This is a genomic window from Pseudomonas floridensis, assembly GCF_002087235.1.
GTDB lineage: Bacteria > Pseudomonadota > Gammaproteobacteria > Pseudomonadales > Pseudomonadaceae > Aquipseudomonas > Aquipseudomonas floridensis.
This window is the reverse complement of record NZ_MUIO01000103.1, coordinates 12,823-30,516: the sequence shown is the minus strand read 5'-3', so window position 1 is coordinate 30,516 and position 17,694 is coordinate 12,823. Positions and strand designations below refer to the sequence as shown.

13 protein-coding genes, 1 tRNA gene and 2 pseudogenes are annotated in these 17,694 nt (G+C 59.5%); 10 read left to right on the top strand and 6 right to left on the bottom strand.

The window, feature by feature from the left end:
• Positions 1 to 1,281: methyl-accepting chemotaxis protein (locus BZK31_RS23370; protein ID WP_482822370.1), on the bottom strand; the 1,281-nt coding region annotated here is incomplete at its 3' end.
• A 565-nt stretch (positions 1,282 to 1,846) separates the two neighbouring features.
• Between BZK31_RS23370 and BZK31_RS23365 the strand changes: the two genes are divergently transcribed.
• The 4 genes from BZK31_RS23365 to BZK31_RS23350 all read left to right on the top strand — a co-directional run bounded on the left by BZK31_RS23365 (position 1,847) and on the right by BZK31_RS23350 (position 5,613).
• Positions 1,847 to 1,923 (top strand) — tRNA-Met (locus BZK31_RS23365).
• 253 nt (positions 1,924 to 2,176) lie between these two features.
• Positions 2,177 to 3,823, top strand: coding sequence for a methyl-accepting chemotaxis protein (locus BZK31_RS23360; RefSeq protein ID WP_083185663.1), 1,647 nt, complete (start codon positions 2,177 to 2,179; stop codon positions 3,821 to 3,823).
• Between the two features lie 69 nt (positions 3,824 to 3,892).
• Positions 3,893 to 5,089, top strand: coding sequence for a GGDEF domain-containing protein (locus BZK31_RS23355; protein WP_083185662.1), 1,197 nt, complete (start codon positions 3,893 to 3,895; stop codon positions 5,087 to 5,089).
• Between the two features lie 95 nt (positions 5,090 to 5,184).
• A complete protein-coding gene (locus BZK31_RS23350) occupies positions 5,185 to 5,613 on the top strand; it encodes a GNAT family N-acetyltransferase (RefSeq protein ID WP_083185661.1) in 429 nt (142 codons plus the stop codon).
• A 66-nt stretch (positions 5,614 to 5,679) separates the two neighbouring features.
• On the opposite strand, the gene BZK31_RS30675 is transcribed toward BZK31_RS23350, so the two are convergent.
• A complete protein-coding gene (locus BZK31_RS30675; RefSeq protein WP_415639534.1) occupies positions 5,680 to 6,543 on the bottom strand; it encodes a methyl-accepting chemotaxis protein in 864 nt (287 codons plus the stop codon).
• Positions 6,538 to 7,320 (bottom strand): annotated as a pseudogene (locus BZK31_RS30670) (MCP four helix bundle domain-containing protein); the annotation flags it as partial. The pseudogene BZK31_RS30670 and the gene BZK31_RS30675, both read right to left, overlap by 6 nt.
• Positions 7,321 to 7,619: 299 nt before the next feature.
• Here BZK31_RS30670 and BZK31_RS23340 point away from each other — a divergent pair.
• Positions 7,620 to 9,635 carry an alkaline phosphatase D family protein gene (locus BZK31_RS23340; protein WP_083185659.1) on the top strand — a complete coding sequence of 672 codons (2,016 nt, stop codon included), beginning with the start codon at positions 7,620 to 7,622 and terminating at the stop codon, positions 9,633 to 9,635.
• 87 nt (positions 9,636 to 9,722) lie between these two features.
• A complete protein-coding gene (gene pcsA / locus BZK31_RS23335) occupies positions 9,723 to 10,442 on the top strand; it encodes a phosphatidylcholine synthase (RefSeq protein WP_083185658.1) in 720 nt (239 codons plus the stop codon).
• Positions 10,443 to 10,493: 51 nt separating this feature from the next.
• Here the strand turns inward: pcsA and BZK31_RS23330 are convergent, their stop codons facing one another.
• From BZK31_RS23330 to BZK31_RS23320, 3 genes are all read right to left on the bottom strand, one after another.
• A complete protein-coding gene (locus BZK31_RS23330) occupies positions 10,494 to 11,702 on the bottom strand; it encodes a sugar transporter (RefSeq protein ID WP_415639504.1) in 1,209 nt (402 codons plus the stop codon).
• A 270-nt stretch (positions 11,703 to 11,972) separates the two neighbouring features.
• Positions 11,973 to 12,422 carry a thiol-disulfide oxidoreductase DCC family protein gene (locus tag BZK31_RS23325; RefSeq protein WP_083185656.1) on the bottom strand — a complete coding sequence of 150 codons (450 nt, stop codon included), beginning with the start codon at positions 12,420 to 12,422 and terminating at the stop codon, positions 11,973 to 11,975.
• Between the two features lie 111 nt (positions 12,423 to 12,533).
• Positions 12,534 to 12,875: a zinc ribbon domain-containing protein YjdM gene (locus tag BZK31_RS23320; protein WP_083185655.1), complete on the bottom strand. Its 342-nt coding sequence runs from the start codon at positions 12,873 to 12,875 to the stop codon at positions 12,534 to 12,536.
• 284 nt (positions 12,876 to 13,159) lie between these two features.
• Between BZK31_RS23320 and BZK31_RS23315 the strand changes: the two genes are divergently transcribed.
• The 4 genes and pseudogenes from BZK31_RS23315 (at position 13,160) to BZK31_RS30660 (ending at position 17,676) form a co-directional block, all read left to right on the top strand.
• Positions 13,160 to 15,181, top strand: coding sequence for an acyltransferase family protein (locus BZK31_RS23315; RefSeq protein ID WP_083185654.1), 2,022 nt, complete (start codon positions 13,160 to 13,162; stop codon positions 15,179 to 15,181).
• A gap of 58 nt (positions 15,182 to 15,239) precedes the next feature.
• On the top strand, positions 15,240 to 15,890 hold the full coding sequence (locus tag BZK31_RS23310) for an HD domain-containing protein (RefSeq protein ID WP_083185653.1): 651 nt from the start codon (positions 15,240 to 15,242) through the stop codon (positions 15,888 to 15,890).
• A 112-nt stretch (positions 15,891 to 16,002) separates the two neighbouring features.
• Positions 16,003 to 16,818: pseudogene (locus BZK31_RS30665) on the top strand (MCP four helix bundle domain-containing protein); the annotation flags it as partial.
• A complete protein-coding gene (locus BZK31_RS30660; RefSeq protein ID WP_415639533.1) occupies positions 16,813 to 17,676 on the top strand; it encodes a methyl-accepting chemotaxis protein in 864 nt (287 codons plus the stop codon). The pseudogene BZK31_RS30665 and the gene BZK31_RS30660, both read left to right, overlap by 6 nt.
• Positions 17,677 to 17,694: the final 18 nt, after the last annotated feature.

The following is a 17,694-nucleotide window of genomic DNA, read 5'->3' as shown; positions in this document are numbered from 1 at the left end:
GGACTGGGCATTGGGCGTCCGCACCGCACCGCCGCCGCGCACGGTTTCCTGATTGCCGCCCAGCAGGCTGGTGCGCACCTGCACGACGGCGCCGTTCAGGGCACGGCTGATTGCAGCAAGCTCACCGCGCCCCTCAACCGCCACTTCGACACACAGGTTGCCGTCACGCAGCGACTCGGCCAGCGTGGTGATACCACTGGCGCTGTGGCGGATCGAGGCCTGCAAGCAGGCGAACAGGTACATGGCCAGCAGCATCAGTACGCCGAACACCACTGCCATCGGGATGAACTCCATGTTGGAGGAGTCGTGGTAGTAATCCAGCCGATCGTACAGTGCGTTCAGCGACTGGGTTCTGAAGTCCGCTACGCCTTTGGTCAATGTATCGATACTGCGCTCGAACTCCTGCGGCTTGAGCTTGATGCTGCCGCCGAAGACACCTTCGTCGAGCACTTTCAGCTCGGCATTGAGCATCTGCGTGACCGCTGCGTATTTATCGGCCCAAGGCTGCATCTGTGGCGGCAGCTTGGACATCAGCAAGCCGCCTGCCTTGTGCATCTGATCCCTGGCGTCATCGATACGGCTGCGCAGGTCGCGCATTTGCAGCCGGCTTTGCAGGCTGAACTGGCCTGAAGCGACCGAGGTCTGGCCAATGCTCGACATGCGGCCGATTCGTTCGATCAAATCGGGCACCTGCTGAGTGGAAAGCTGCATCAGCATGTAGGTTTCAAGCCACGGGTCGAGGATCAGGCCACTGTCCATCGCAACCTGTTCGCGCAAGGCCTGAACGTTGTTCAAGGCTGCGGTGAAGCGGTCGTAACCGTCCGGCCACCAGCCCACTGTGCGCAACGACGCCGTATCCATGCCTGACACCGAGGCCTGAAGCGTCTTGTACCGGTCCATCGTATCGGCAGGCACGCTTTCCTTGACCAGGGCCGCATTGAGGTTTTCCAGCGCCTTGGCGATGCGAGGATTGCCGGCATCGACATTGGCCATCGCAGCTTTCGCTTCCGGGGTTGGCTCCTTGAGGATGTCGGCCGCTTTCCAGCGCGCCGCGTGGTCACGCTGGGCGGCCAGTTCGACGTTCAAATCGTCAAGCGCCAGCAATTGCCGTACGCCCGACTGCTCACCCGAGATCACCGCCAGCTTGTTTCGATAGTCGCTCGCAATCACCCACACGCTGCCCACCAGCGGCAACATGAACAGCAGAAACAAGACCTGAAACTTGCGAGCAAAACCGAAATGCCCCATCAGGCGCATACCCGGCGACAAAAGACTGTTCATGTCCTGCGACTCCCCCGTGAAGTCCCGCCGCCTGGAAAAATTCCGGCGCGGTTCTTCTTTTAAAAAGCACTGAAAGCAAAATGCCATGCTATTGATTTTATGGCGATACGCGTCGCTTCTGTTCGTGTCGAAAAGCGTGGTCACCGGTCTGTTTTTTACGAAAAAGCGATCTGGACGCCGCCTTGAGAAGTCCCAAGCAAGTTCCAGACCGCGAATCACAACGCCAGACAGTGATCCTGCAAACGCACGCATTTCTTACGGCTAATCTGCGGACCCGGCCGCCAGCCATCATTTAGCATCGCAATAATGAACATCTGATTGTTCACTGCATCGGCAGGCCAGGCATAAACCTGAAAAAGCGCCGAAAACATTGATTCGCAGGCGTCACTGGAGGTAACGGAGGGGGACGAGGGGCACGGCACGTTATCGGGTCAAGTAGCACCGACCGATGCACCTTGAAGAGGCAGGGTCTCAGACGCGAGACCTAACCGGTTGATCGCACGCAATTATTTTTCACATCAACGCTTGACACATATCCGTTCTGCGCGAATAATGCGCGCCACTTGGCTACATAGCTCAGTTGGTTAGAGCATAGCATTCATAATGCTGGGGTCCGGGGTTCAAGTCCCTGTGTAGCCACCAAGTTCAACAAGAAGCCCGCCTCGTGCGGGCTTTCTTGTTTCTGGCTATCGCCTTTCATTGCCCGCCATGTATCGTCCAGGCACGAGCGCTAACAACCAATCTATCGATACCGCCCTTGCAATAACCCTTGCCTATCTACTTCCTTACATTTTATTAATTAGTCCCCCTGCCAGCGCTGGCGTATGGTCTCGGGCCAGGCGATATCTCAATGACATCATCGCCTGCCCTCTTCCGGAATCCCCGAGCCTGCCCCATGAAAACACCTGTCCGCCTCGCCACCCGTATCGGTCTCGGCTTTGCCGCGATCGTGTCGCTGCTCGTCCTGATCACCGCTGTGGGCATGCAGCGGGTCAGCGTCATCGATGCCACGCTTCAGGATGTCAGCGACAACGCCGCCAAGGTGCAGCGCTACGCCATCAACTTTCGTGGCAGCGTACATAACCGCGCCATCGCCATCCGTGACGCGGTGCTGGTCAATAATGACCGGGAGCTTGAGATTCATCTGGCCGAAGTGACCAGCCTCGAAAAGGCCTACACCGAGTCAGCCTTGCCCATGGATGTGCTGATGAGTTCTGCCGGGGTCACGCCTGAAGAACGGGAGCTGCTACGGGCCATCAAGGAAGTCGAGACCAGGACGTTGGCCTCGACACAGGCGGTCATCGATCTGCGCCGTGCCGGCAATATCGCAGCGGCTCAAGCCCTGCTGCTCAGTCGCACGTCGGGCGATTACAGCGAATGGTTGAAACGCATCAACGCGCTGATCGATTACGAAGAGGCCACGATCAAGGCTCAACTCAACTCGGTGCAAACCACGGCCAGCCGGTTTTCCGGGCTGATGCTGCTGGCAACCGGTGCAGCACTGGTGTTGGGCATCGTTCTGGCGCTGCTCATCATCCGCTTCGTCCAGTCGACCCTGGGCGCAGAGCCTGTCGAAGTCGCTGAAGCGATCCGGCGTCTGGCAGCAGGAGACTTGCGTCAGACGATGACGACGCGTTACCCCGACAGCGTCATGGGCGTACTGAAAACCACGCTTGAACAGTTGGCCGATACCATCACCCAAGTACGCAAGGCGGCTCAGGAAGTGAATCACTCTTCCAGCCAGCTTTCGGCGACCTCCACCCGTAACAACGATCACATCAGTCTCCAGACGCGTGAGGCCGAGCAGGTTGCGACGGCCATCGCACAAATGGCGGCCACAGTCAGCGAGGTTGCGGGCTACGCATCAAAAGCGGCCAGTGCCACGCGTGAGGCTGACAACGAAGTCGAGAGCGGCAATCTGCTGGTCGCCGGCACCACACACGCCATCGAAGAACTGGCCGTCACTCTGGGACAGACCACGACGACCGTCGAACAGGTGTCCAAAGACAGCGAACAGATCGAGACGGTCATCGAGGTGATCAACGCCATCGCAGCCCAGACCAATCTGCTGGCCCTGAACGCCGCTATCGAGGCCGCTCGCGCAGGCGAACACGGACGAGGTTTTGCCGTTGTCGCGGATGAAGTGCGTTCACTCGCCAACCGCACTCAGCAGTCGACTCAGGAAATCCGCGAAATGATCAGCAACCTGCAAAGCGGCACCGCAACCGCCGCGCATACCATGCGCAACTGCTGTGAACTGGTTTCCCGGACAGTCACACAAACCCGCAATGCCCAGAGCGCGCTGGCAAAAATCAGTCAGGAAGTGGGCGCCATCAACGACATGAATGCCCAGATCGCCAGCGCGGCAGTCCAGCAGAATGCCGTGGCCGAGGACGTGGCCAGGAACATCAACCGCATTCACGACTCCACGATCAAGTCGGCCAACGGCTCGCTTGAGGTGGCGTCGGCCAGCCAGGAACTGCAATCGCTCGCTGATCGCCTTACGCAAAAAGTAGCTATCTTCAAAGTGGGCGGAGCCTGATCAAATGATGGCACTAAGACATCGCCTACGCTGTCCTACTGAATTCGATGTCATCCCCTCCGGTGCAACATGCTCACTCCCGCCCTAGATCGTCCAACCCTCGAAGACTCGAAGACACTTGTCGAGGTCGAGCGAACGATTGCCTCGGGAGTCGGCAGGCTGGGCTTCAGTCCTGATCTGGAACGGCGCTACGAAGCGGACACTCATCAACAGCGACGCCGATTCATCACGATCGTCGGCATCGGCGGCGGGCTGATCTACAACCTGTATGTGATCAGCGACTGGCTGATGTTGCACGACATGTTTGTCTACGTCGCACTGGGTCGGTTGTGCGTGATCACGCCTATGTTCGTGGCGTTACTGCTGCTGATCCAGCGCCTGACGTCCCGCTGGGCGCTGGAGACCACAGCGGCAGTCGGCACGGTGATGTCGTCGCTGATGCCGCTGGTGGTGATGATTTACAGCGAAAGCCCCTACAAGCTGCATTATCAGCTCGGCATGCTGCTGGTGATGGTGTATTGCACCATGATCCAGCAACTTCCATTTCGCTATGCAACCGTGGCAATGCTGTGCATGCTGACCATTCAGCTGGTAACGACACACATGGCAGGTTTTGCGGACTTTCTTACCTGGCAGGCCAACGCCCTGCTGTTCATCTCCACGGTCACGCTGTTGTTGATGGCCTCCTGCTTTCTGGAACGGGGTGCGCGCCTGAGTTACCTGTTCGCCCTGCGCGGGCGGCTATTGCACACCCAACTGATGGAGGTTGCGCGCACTGACGCGCTGACGCGGTTGTTCAATCGTCGATATCTGGACGAACTGGTGACCTCCATTTGGGAGCGCGCTCGGGAAACCCCGGTAAATGTCGCGTTCATCCTGTTGGATATCGATCATTTCAAATCCTACAACGACAGCTACGGCCATCCTCAGGGCGACAGTTGTCTGAAACTGATGAGTCAGGCCATTCAGAAAAACACCCAGGACAACGGCGCTGTGGCGTTTCGTTATGGCGGTGAAGAGATTCTGATTCTGATGGTCAATACCGACGCCACTCAGGCCAGGATACTGGCCGAGACCGTGCAGGCCGCTGTGGCCACACTCAAATTGCCCCATCCGGCCCAGGGCGAAGGCGCACAGGTCACGATCAGCCTGGGCATCGCCGCTGCGATAGCACCTCAGGCCACTGCCGATCAGTTGATCAACGCCGCAGACATTGCGCTGTACGCGGCCAAGCACGCGGGTCGCAACTGCATCCGCTCAGCCTGACGCTCCCCAGTCGGCATTGCGCTGCGCCGAAGCTTTACCCCATCTGTGGGGCGTTCTACTCTCGCGACTTGCAATCAATGGCTGGGAGCCACCGCATGAGTGTGCACATTGAAGTCAAAACAGACCCGGATGAAGATGATCGGCTGGCGATTCTGGCCCCTCTCAGGCGTTATAACGCCGAGCAGGCCGGAGACGGGCAATCGGAAAAGGTTGCGTTTCTGGTACGTGACGAGGACACCGGCGAGGTGATCGGCGGTTTGCACGCACGCCTGTTCTATCGCTGGCTGTTCATCGAATTGCTGGTGGTGCCTGAGCAGACTCGAGGACAAGGCTTGGGCTCACGCCTGATGCAGATGGCCGAAGACCTGGCGCACGAGAGGAACTGTGTGGGTATATGGCTGGACACCTTCGACTTTCAGGCACCGGATTTTTATCGCAAACACGGTTTTACCGAGTTTGCCCAGCTGGATGACTATCCGCCTGGCCACCAGCGATTCTTCTTTCAGAAGCGTCTGCACATCTGATTCGGCGGGCAAAAAGCAGGGCACGCGCTTGCGAAGCGGGCCCTGCGATTTATTAGTGGCAGTGCGTCAGACCTTGAACCGGCCAACCAGGTTGTTGAACGAGATCGCCAGACGCGACAACTCCTGACTCGATGCACTGGTCTGATTGGCGCCAGCGGCGGTCTGTGTGGAAAGGTCCTGAATGTTGATCAGGTTACGGTCCACTTCACGCGCAACGTGGGATTGTTCTTCCGATGCCGTGGCAATCAACATGTTGCGGTCGTTGATTTCCGCAATGCTCTGCGCGATGCGCTCCAGCGACTGGCCGGTGGCCTGCGCCAACGACTGAGTGTTGCTGGCCAGCGTGCGGCTGTTGCCCATCGCGCGAACGGCCTGGTCGGCGCTGCTCTGCACGCTGCCGATCATCGCTTCGATCTCGCCAGTGGACGCCTGGGTACGAGCGGCCAGCGCTCGCACTTCATCGGCCACCACCGCAAAGCCGCGACCCTGCTCGCCAGCGCGGGCAGCTTCGATGGCGGCGTTCAGGGCCAGCAGGTTGGTCTGCTCGGCAATGCCGCGGATTACGTCCAGCACCTGACCGATCTCGCGCACGCGTCCCGCCAGTTCTTCGACCATGGCCGTGGAGCTGCTGATTTCGGTGCTGACGGTATTGATGGCATTCACTGCTTCGCGCGCCTGGTCACGACCGGTAGCCGCTTCGGTGCTGGTCAGCTTCGATGCGTCGGAGGTGGACATGGCGTTGCGCGCCACTTCCTCAACCGCTGCAGTCATTTCCGTGACGGCGGTGGCGGCCAGTTGAATCTCGTCGTTCTGACGCGTCAGGCCACGGCTGCTTTCTTCGGTGACCGCGTTCAACTCCTCGGCGGCCGATGCAAGCTGATCCGCCGCGCTGGAGATTTGTCCGATGGTGCTCTTCAGGCTGCTCTGCATGTCGCCCAGCGCAGACAGCATCAACCCCGCTTCGTCACGATGGGTGCTGACAATCGGCTGGGTCAGGTCACCGCCTGCGATGCGCTGCGCATTGACCAGCGCCGAAGCGATCGGCTTGCTGATCACACGACTGATGAACATGCCAAGCAGGAACGCGGCCAGAAAGGCTACACCAATGCCAATATACAGATTGAGCTTGGCAGCAGACTCGGTTGCGCCCGCGGCTATCGCACCCTCTTGAGTCTGACGGGCGTTGGAGTTGACCATGATGTTCAGCTCGTCCATGACTTTGACATAGACCTCACGAACCTCACCATCGACCAGCGCTCTCGCGGCACCGACATCGCCCGTAGCGGCGATCGCGACAGACCGGTCGATCAACGCCTGATACGCAGGCCAGTCCTTGTCCATCTGATCACCGGCCGCACGCTCGTCATCTTCCAGCGGCGTTGCGCGGTAAGTTGAGTAGGCTTTTTCTGCCTGAGCGCGATTCTCGCGGATACTGGCAACCACCTGATCCTTGGCACTTTGAGGCGCATTGGCAGCCACCGCAGACAGCAAGCGATACAGATCGCGGTTCTGGGCAATGGCGTTGGCCTTGGTTTCACTGGTTTTGGCGACCGACACCAGGTTGTTGGAGAACGCGAGCTTGAGGCTGGTCGAAAGATCGCCGATGCCTTGGCTGCCGATCATGCCTACCACCAACGTGATCAGCGCGCAGAGTGCAAACGAGATGAAGAGCTTGGTGGACAGCTTGGCGTTGTAAAACCAGTTCATGACAAATCCTTAGTCTGGACAGCAGGGTGGAGCCCCATCGCTGACGCGCGCTGCGTCGAATGAAGCGCTCTGTAAGGATTCCTATCGGCACGCGAGGATTCTGCTGGAGTTCATGAAGGACAGTTTTTACGAGTAGAGGCGAATTTGCCGACGGGAGGACGGCAGGATTCTGGCTGCAAAGGCCGGTTACGCAACGTCCTGAAACATGCTGACGGCCACACCGGGAATGTGTAACCGGAACTTTCCACCCCTGCTGCGTTACTATTTCCCGTCATGTTCAGCCAGAGCCCAAACCCCGGATGCCCCCCTCGCCCGCCGCACAGCACGCCTCATTACCCTCCGTCCTCGCCGGTCCGCTGCTGCGCCGCCAGGAAGCCAATCGCCTGGTACTGTGGCTGGTGGGCTCGCGTCCTCTGGGTCTGACCTTGCGGCTGCGGCCCGCTGCCGACGCAGGCAGTCCCTCATTTACAGACATCCCACTGAACCACGAGCAGTGTCAGGTCATCGCGATCGGCCGTCAGGCCTTCATCCATCTGATCGACGTGCAACTGGATGCCGAACTGCCCAAAGACTGCCTGATCGATTACGACCTGCGGATCGACGACGAGCAGACCGGCATCGCCGACTGGGCGCCTCACTTGCTTTACGACGGTGCCAGCCATCCCGATTTCGTGGTGCGCAGCAAGATCGACCATATGCTCCATGGCTCGTGTCGCAAGCCACATCACGGCTCGGCCGACGGTTTGCTGTGCGTTGACCGGCTGCTGGCTGACACTACCGACCCGCTGCAGCGACCGGCCTTGCTGATGATGAGTGGCGATCAGGTTTACTCCGACGACGTCGCCGGGCCGATGCTGCGTGTGATTCATGCACTGATCGACCGGCTGGAGCTGTTCGACGAGAAACTGGAAGGCGCAGTGGTCAATGACAGCCAGAGCCTGTATGACCACCCGGCCAGCTACTACCAGCGCGCCGACCTGCTGCCCGCCCTGAAAAGCAACGACACATTGCGCGAGCGTTTCTTCGGCGGCACCAGCAAGCCGGTGTTCACCAGCGCCACGGCGGACAATCATCTGGTGACATTGGCAGAAGTCATGGCGATGTACCTCCTGGTCTGGTCGCCGGTGCCCTGGGCGCTGGTCGAAACAGACATGCCCACGCACCTCGACGCTGAGGAAAGCGAGCGCTATGCCCGCGAGCAGAAGGTGATCGACGATTTCCGTGCAGGCCTGGGCGGCGTGGCCCGAGCCATGGCTCACCTGCCCTGCATGATGATGTTCGACGACCACGACATCACGGACGACTGGAACCTGTCCGCCAACTGGGAAGAGACTGCCTACAGCCACCCGTTCTCGAAACGCATCATCGGCAACGCACTGGTCGCCTACCTGCTGTGTCAGGGTTGGGGCAATAATCCGGATGCACTGAACGAACTGCTCGGCAAGGCCCGTGCGCTGAGCGATGCAGCGGTCGAACGAGACAATCAACTGGACAGCACGACGCAGGATGCGCTGATCGATGATTTATTGAAGTTTCAGCAATGGCATTACGTGCTGCCGACCCACCCTGCGCTGGTCGTGCTGGATACCCGCACCCGCCGCTGGCGCAGCGAGTCTGATTTCAACCACCCTTCAGGGCTGATGGATTGGGAAGCGCTCAGCGAACTGCAGCAGGAACTGCTCGATCACAAATCAGCGATCATCGTGTCACCCGCGCCGATTTTCGGGGTCAAGCTGATCGAGGCCATCCAGCGAATTTTCAGCTGGTGCGGCTACCCGCTGCTGGTGGATGCGGAAAACTGGATGGCCCATCGCGGGGCCGCTCAGGTCATTCTCAACATTTTTCGCCACTCGCGAACGCCAGGCAATTACGTGATCCTGTCAGGCGATGTGCACTACTCATTCGTCTACGAAATCCTGATCCGTCACCGCAGCGGCGGACCGCGGATCTGGCAGATCACCAGCAGTGGTATCAAGAATGAATTCCCCCGACGTCTTCTTGACACTTTTGATCGGTTGAATCGATGGTTATACTCACCGCGTTCACCGCTGAACTGGTTCACCAAGCGACGTCTGATGAAGGTCATCCCGCGTACGCCGGAGCATAGTAAAGCGGGTGAACGGCTGTGGAATTCGGCGGGTGTGGGCCAGGTGCTGTTTAACGACAAGGGCCAGCCAACGCTGATCAACCAGCTCAACGCTAACGGCGCACCGCCTACCTGCTTCGTCGAACCCGATGAATACAGAGACGAGCGGTCAGGTATGGATCGCCGTTTTCTGGAAAACGACAGGGAAACGAGCGATAGTCACCGCTGAACCTTATCGCCGATTGCCGGGTCGATAGTTGCTACCGGTCAGGTTTACGGCAAACCCTGACAAGCATTATTTCCTGGAGAGCGCCCCGTGATAACCAATCAACGCATAGCCAGAATCAACGCCTGGGGCGCGCACGGCTTTACCGCCACCGGCGTGGTCCTTGCGTTCCTGGCGACGATTGCCTTGTTCAACAATGAACCCAAAGCCTGTCTGCTCTGGCTGGGTGCCGCCCTGATCGTGGATGGGGTGGACGGTTCGCTGGCCCGCAAGGTCAACACAACCTCCGTTCTGCCGCACTTCGATGGTTCGGTTCTGGACCTGGTCATCGACTACCTGACCTACGTCTTCATCCCGGCATTGTTCATCTACCGCTACATACCGGTTCCCGATTACACCCTGCTGCTGAGTGTGTCGGTGATTCTGGTGTCGTCGCTGTTCTGCTTCTGCAACGTGGACATGAAGAGCAAGGACAATTACTTCCAGGGCTTTCCCGCAGCCTGGAACGTTGTCGCACTGTGCCTCTACATCCTGTCGCCGAGCCCTTGGCTGACCTTCATCACCATTATTGCTCTGGCGCTGCTGACCCTGACCCGCATGAAGTTCCTGCATCCGTTCCGGGTACGTCGCTTCATGCCGATCAATATTGCCGTCACCACGGTCTGGTTGCTGTCCAGCGCACTGCTGATCATCAACCACCCACATAACGGCCCGGTCGTCATGGGCCTGTGGCTGGCGATGTCGGCATATTTTCTGGGGATCTGTATCTGGAGAACGTCGCTGGAATGGTTGGGCAGACTCAAGGCCTGACCTGAACAGACTCGCTGACCGGCGACCCCGGTCAGCGAGCAGACAACACGATCAGACCTTGCTTTCGCTCGGCAGCCCGGCATCATTCGCGGTCTTGCCGAAGTGGTACGTGGTAAAGCAGCACAGCCCCAACCCGCCCAAAGCCAGCAGGCCGCCGACAATCCCGACGTTCGACACACCCATCTGACTGCTCACCACACTGCCGAGCAGCGCCCCGCCGCCAATCCCGATGTTGAAGATCCCCGAGAACAGCGCCATCGCCACGTCCGTGGCATCCGGTGCCAGCGACAGCACGCGAGCCTGCAACAGCAATCCGAAACTCATGATCGCCATGCCCCACACCACGGTCAGTGTACCCAGCGTCACTGCATCGCCCGACAACGGCAGCAGCATCAGCAGGCAAAGCGCGATGGTGCCGATTGCCGTGATCAACAGGCCATTGGGGAAGCGATCGCTGAACAGACTGAACACGATCGATCCCATGACCCCCGCGCCACCGAAGACCAGCAGCAGAATGGTCGTGACCTCGCCGCTGAGGTGCGCGACGGTGTCAGTGAACGGTTCGATGTAGCTGTAGGCCGTGAAGTGGGCCGTGACCACAAGCACGGTCAGCAAGTAGACCGCCATCAGCTTGGGACGCTTGAACAGCATCGGCAGGCTTCTCAGCGAGCCGGAGTTCTGGCTTGGCAAAAGGGGCAACGAACGGGTCAGCAAGAACACGACCAGTGCGGCAACGCCTGCGATGCCCAGAAAGGTGGTGCGCCAGCCCAGTGCTTCACCCAGCACTCGTCCCAACGGAATACCCAAGACCATCGCCAGCGACGTACCGGTTGCCAGCAGTCCGAGCGCCTGTACCTGCTTGCCCGGCGGCGCGATACGCACGGCCAGCGAAGCGGTGACCGACCAGAACACGGCGTGCGCGAACGCGATGCCGACCCGACTGATCAACAACACGGCAAAGCTTGTGGCCATGGCGGACACGATGTGGCTGGCGACGAACACCGCGAACACCACCATCAGCAATTTGCGTCGCTCGACATTGCGCGTCATCAGCATCATCGGCAGCGACATCAGCGACACCACCCAGGCATAGATGGTCAGCATCAGACCGACTTGCGCGGTGGTCATATCGAAGCTCTTGCCGATGTTGCTCAGCAGGCCGATCGGCACGAACTCGGTGGTATTGAAGATAAACGCCGCCAGCGCCAGCGCGAGTACGCCCAGCCAGCTACCGGTGTGTGCATTCGCAGGTGTAGTCATCAAAAATATACAACGCTCGAAGTGTGTTGCGACCCAAAGGCCTACCGCCACACATATGCAACACGCATGGCACCTGTACAGAAAGCTCAGGCTCGCCCCGCAACGAAAAAATCAACGCGAAAACGCCCCGCTCAACGATGAAGACGAGCGCAGCGTGCGAAGTGGATTATTGTCGATATGGGGGATACAGCCGAATGAGTGGAATTCTACGGCCCGATGAGGTGGATCACAACACATCCATGAAGCACACCCCTTGCAAGTGACCGCCGGTCAGGGGTGTTCGGCTGACGACGCGCCCAGAAAGCGCTTTTCGTGATCGGGCGATGGCAACAGGCACCGGTCGTAACGGCCAAACAGGCGATACCGATTCAGCGCGATGCGGTTGTAGGCCCAGTCACGCAAAAACCGTGGAAATACGCGAAGCACGCTCAACAACGGCCAGGGTGCGGGCAACAGACGCATGATGTGCAGAAAGCCGTCGGAACGCAGCCAGACTCGCCCGTTCTGGATCACGGCTATGGTGTGAAACTCATCCAGCGGCAGACCGGCCCATTCCAGCAGCGCCTGACCTTCTCTGGATTGCACGGCAGCCAGTCGCAGGCGCCCATGGGGATCGTGACGAATCAGAAACTTCACCACGCCGTTGCACAACTTGCACACGCCGTCGAACAGCACGACGCATTCATCGGGCTGGAGATAGGGTGCGGGAGCGTTCGACATGAGCAAACCCTGTGATGAAAACGGATGAAAACCGACGAGGCAAAAACCAAAAACGCCCCGCCGATCCACAGACCGACGAGGCGTTCAGGCTAAAGCGCGTGGCGCGTCGAATCAAACCTTTCTGACGAACTCGGACTTCAGCTTCATGGCTCCGATGCCATCGATCTTGCAATCAATGTCGTGGTCGCCATCGACCAGACGGATGTTCTTGACCTTGGTGCCGACCTTGACCACCAGCGAAGAACCTTTGACCTTCAGGTCCTTGATGACGGTGATGGTGTCGCCATCCTGCAACACATTTCCGGTGGAATCCTTGATGACCCTGACGTCATCGGAGCTCTCGGCGCTGTCACCTTCAGCGGACCACTCATAGGCGCATTCCGGGCAGATCAGCTGAGCGCCGTCTTCGTAGGTGTACTCGGAATTGCATTTCGGGCAGGGCGGTAAGCTCACAGGGGATCTCGCATCGGGTAAAAACCATGGATTATAAAGGGCTTTTCCCGTTTCAGGGAAAGTCGAAGGCAATACGTCCCGCGACTCACCGCGTCCACTGGACAGCCGCGCACCGCTGGACTAATAAATAAGCGTTGTCGCGCTGACCCCGTTCAGCCATTTCCCGGCCACACACTCACTTCCGATTACCTGCGCCTCGCGTTGGCGGTAGCTATGGCAGCCCGCGACGAACGCGCTTGGCCAGCCACCTTTTTTGCCAGCCACCTTTCAAGAGCACATTCCAAATGGGTATTTCTCATAACCCGGCGCTCGGCTATCGCCCGGAAATCGATGGCCTGCGCGCCGTCGCCGTCATCCCCGTGATTCTGTTCCACGCCGGTCTTCAGCTGTTTCCAGGCGGATTCGTCGGCGTCGATATCTTCTTCGTGATCTCCGGCTACCTGATTACCTCGATCATCCTGGCAGAAATGCTGGCCGGCCGGTTTTCGCTGCTCAATTTCTACGAGCGGCGGGCGCGCAGGATTCTGCCGGCCTTGTTCGTGGTCATGACCGTGTGCCTGCCAGTGGCCTGGCTGACGCTCGATCCGCCCGATTTCAAATACTTCGCCAAGAGCCTGGTGGCGGTGCCGACGTTTTCGTCCAACGTGCTGTTCTGGCTGGAGAGCGGTTACTTCGATGCGACCGCCGAACTCAAACCCTTGCTGCACACTTGGACTCTGGCGGTCGAAGAGCAGTATTACCTGTTCTTTCCGCTGTTTCTCATGCTGGCCTGGGGACTGGGCCGCAGATGGCTGGTGGCATTGCTGGCGATCGGCGCGCTGGCGAGCCTGGCGCTTTCGCACATGGGTGCCCGCCATGATGCGACCAGCACGTTCTATCTGTTGCACGCACGCGCCTGGGAACTGTTGATCGGGTCATTCATCGCCTTCTACTTTTCCTGGCGTCCGCGCAATGCCGATGCCGCAGGCCATCTCAATCAAGCCGGCGCGCTGCTCGGTGCGTTGCTGATCGGCTATGCGGTAACAGGTTTCGACAGCGGCACACCCTTCCCCGGCCTCAACGCGCTGGTGCCGACACTGGGCGCGGCCCTGATCATTGTTTTCGCCAACGGCCATACCTGGGTTGGAAGGGTATTGAGTTCACGCGGTTTCGTGTTCATCGGCATGATCAGTTACAGCGCCTACCTGTGGCATCAACCGCTGTTCGCGTTCGCGCGTCAGGGCAGCCTGGTCGAGCCCGGCCTGCCGGTCATGCTGTGCCTGGCGGGACTGTCGCTGGTTCTGGCGTGGCTGAGCTGGCGCTTCATCGAGCAGGCCTTCCGCAAGACCGGCGCGTTCAATCGCCGGCAGATATTTACCTTCGGCGGCAGTGCCTCGGCGCTGTTCATCGTGCTGGGGCTGGTCGGCTATCTGAACAACGGCTTTACCCAGCGCTTCAACGTAGATCCGGCGTTCTACGAAGAATTCGCCGACCCGCAGGTGCGCGACAACTGTGACCGCAATTACGACGGCAAAGGCTGGAATATAGACTTCTGCCTGTTCGGCCTGGCCGATGAAAACGCTGTTCCAGACATCGCCATGTTCGGTGACAGCCACGCCGAAGCGCTGCTGTCGACCTTCGACCAGGCGGCACGCGAACAAGGTGAAACACTGGTCCATATCGGTCTGGGTGGCTGCCTTCCACTGCTGGGCGTGGACGTCGCCCACGGTAATTACGACCTCGGTGTCTGCGAAGCGCTGGCCAGTCGCGAGTTCGAATACGTGAAGAAGCGCAAGATCCGGAAAGTGGTGCTGATCGCCCGCTGGACCCTGTACACCGACGGCAATTATGGTGAAGACACAATGAGCAAATACTTTCTGGTCACGGGCCCCAATCAGGAACGTTCCAGAGAGCATTCGCGCAAGGTCTTCGAGCAGGGGCTGGCGAGGACCATTCAGGCGTATCGCGACATCGGCAGCGACGTCTTCATCGTGGCGCAGGCGCCGCAACAAATGATCAACCCCAGAAACCTCTATTACCGTCTGGCCCGCGACCGCTCGGACAGCCAAGCGTATAAGTTGCGGCTGGTCAGTGAGCTGTCGGTGCCGGTGGACAAACATGCCGCGCTGCAACGCTTTACCCGCGAAGCGTTCGAACGTGACCGTCAATTGAACAGAATTCAGTTGATCACGCTGGACGAGCCATTCTGCGGGGACCGGCAATGCCTGATCGGCGACATGAATTCCTACTACAAGGATTTCAATCACCTGAATGCCAACGGCGCGCGGCTTCTGGCAGGGCCGATCAGCGACATCGTGGCCCGGTAGCGTAAGCATCGCGTTTTCTGCAATGCTTCTGCCCGTGCATACGCACCTGGAGTTTTCGATGATTGCCGAACGTTTTGCCCCGTTTGAAGACCTGGCTAGCCTGCTGATTCCGCATACCCACGCCGAAAAGGTCGACGGCTCACACGACGTCTCGCACCTGCTGCGTGTGTGGAAGAATGTCTGCGCCATCCGCGACCATGAGGGCGGCGATGCCCGCGTGCTGATAGCGGCGACATTGCTGCATGACTGCGTGGCCGTCGAAAAGGACTCACCGTTTCGCGCCAGCGCATCACGGCTGGCGGCGGCCCGGGCAAGCGAACTGTTGACGGACATGGGCTGGGATGAAGAAAGCATCACGTCAGTCGCCCACGCCATTGAGGCTCATAGCTTTTCGGCGCAAGTCACGCCGCTGACGCTGGAAGCCAGAATTCTGCAGGACGCCGATCGTCTCGACGCACTGGGCATGGTCGGCGTCGCCCGGGTGTTCTACGTTTCCGGGCGCATGGGCCGCTTTCTCTACGACCCGGCAGACCCGCAGGCCACGCAGCGGCCCTACGACGACAAGAACTTCGCGGTCGATCACTTTCAAACCAAACTGCTGCACCTGGCGGAGGGGTTTCAGACGCGCACCGGATCTGATCTGGCGACCGTCAGGCACCAGCGACTCAAGCGTTGCCTTGACGAACTGATGGAAGAAATCGGCGCCTGACGCGCACTGTTTCTTACAGGAGTGCGACACCCCATCGACATGTCATAAAGACATCACACAGTTGCCCTATAAACGGCTCTCCGAAAGGGTCCGCTCAAAGAGGTCATCTGCTGTGAAAACATTCCTGCCTCGTTTCTTGCGTCGAAAGTCCGGGGTCACGGTATTGCGCCGCTTCAGGATCGCGCCACGCCTGGTGATCTGCTTCGGCATCACGTCGCTGCTGATGGTTGCCCTGGGCGCGTTCTGCCTGCTGCAAATGCAGGACATCCGTCGTCAGGGTGAAGCCGTGGAAAGTGGTGCCTTGCCCAGTATCGCGGTGGCCGACGCCATCGCCATCGGCCTGGTGAAACTGCGCAGCGAAACCACCCGTTTGATCGCCAACGCCGATGATCCGGGTGCCGTGATCAACAGCAAGATCAATGTCGAGCAGCTCAGGAACGAAGTCGAAAAAGGCTTCGCCGAGTATCTGGCCCGTGTCACGGCCGGCACCGAGCATGACTCGATCATTGCCTTGCAGGACGCCTACAAGGCGTTCATGCCAGGTCTTCAAGACCAGATGGCACTGATCGAACAGAACAGACTGGACGAGGCGCGCGTGCTGGCCAACACCGTGCTGGCGATGCAGGGCGACCTGATGGACATGCAGGTGCAACTGCTGCGCGAGCTCAACAAGCAAAGCGCCGCCACTGCGGTCGATGCCGCCAGCGCCAGCTACGAACAAACGCGCATCATCGCCCTGAGCGCCATTGCCGTCGCGTTGGCGCTGACCCTGCTGCTCGCCTGGCGCCTGAGCGTCAGCATCATCCGCCCGGTTCGTCACGCGCTGCACATCGCCAGCACCATTGCTGACGGCGATCTGACACGCCATGAAATTCCGGAAGGCAAGGACGAAACCGCGCAACTGCTGACCACGCTGGGGCGCATGCGCACCAATCTGCATGGCACCATCGACCAGATCTGCGCAGCGGCGACCCAACTGTCGCAGTCGGTACAGGAAATGGGCACCATCGCCGAAGCCAGCGCACAGAATCTGCAATTGCAGAACAACGAAATCGAGCAAGCCGCAGTGGCCGTCAACCAGATGAGCCAGGCCGCCGTCGAAGTGGCGGACAATGCCAGCAACACGGTGAGTGAATCCGAGGCTTCCACCCAGGCTGCGGCGCAAGGTCAGGTCAAGCTGTCCGCCACCATCAGTTCGATCAAGGAACTGACCGAAAACGTACTCGACTCCTCGTATCAGGCCGAAGGGCTGGCCGAGCGCACCCAAAGCATCAGCAGCATTCTGGATGTGATCCGCGCCATCGCCAACCAGACCAACCTGCTGGCACTCAACGCAGCCATCGAAGCGGCACGTGCCGGTGAGGCCGGGCGCGGGTTTGCCGTGGTAGCCGACGAGGTTCGCTCACTGGCGCAACGCACCAGCGCCTCGACCGCGGAAATCGAAGGTTTGATCAGCGGCGTGCAGCACAGCACCCAGCAAACCGCCATTTCACTGCGCCACACCGCTTCGCAGGCCAGCATGACCCTTGAACAGGCCGCGGCAACCGGCGAGGCATTGAACGTGATCATCAGTTCGACCGGCACCATCAACGACCGCAACCTGCTGATCGCCAGCGCAGCCGAACAGCAGGCGCAAGTGGCGGGTGAAGTAGACCGCAACCTCAGCAGCATTCGAGACCTGTCTTCGCAGACCGCTTCCGGCGCACAGCAGACCACCGTCGCCAGCAATGCGCTGTCGATGCTGGCGACTGACTTGAACGTGATGGTGCAGCGGTTCGTGCTGTGAGGCGAGGCGGTGACCGCG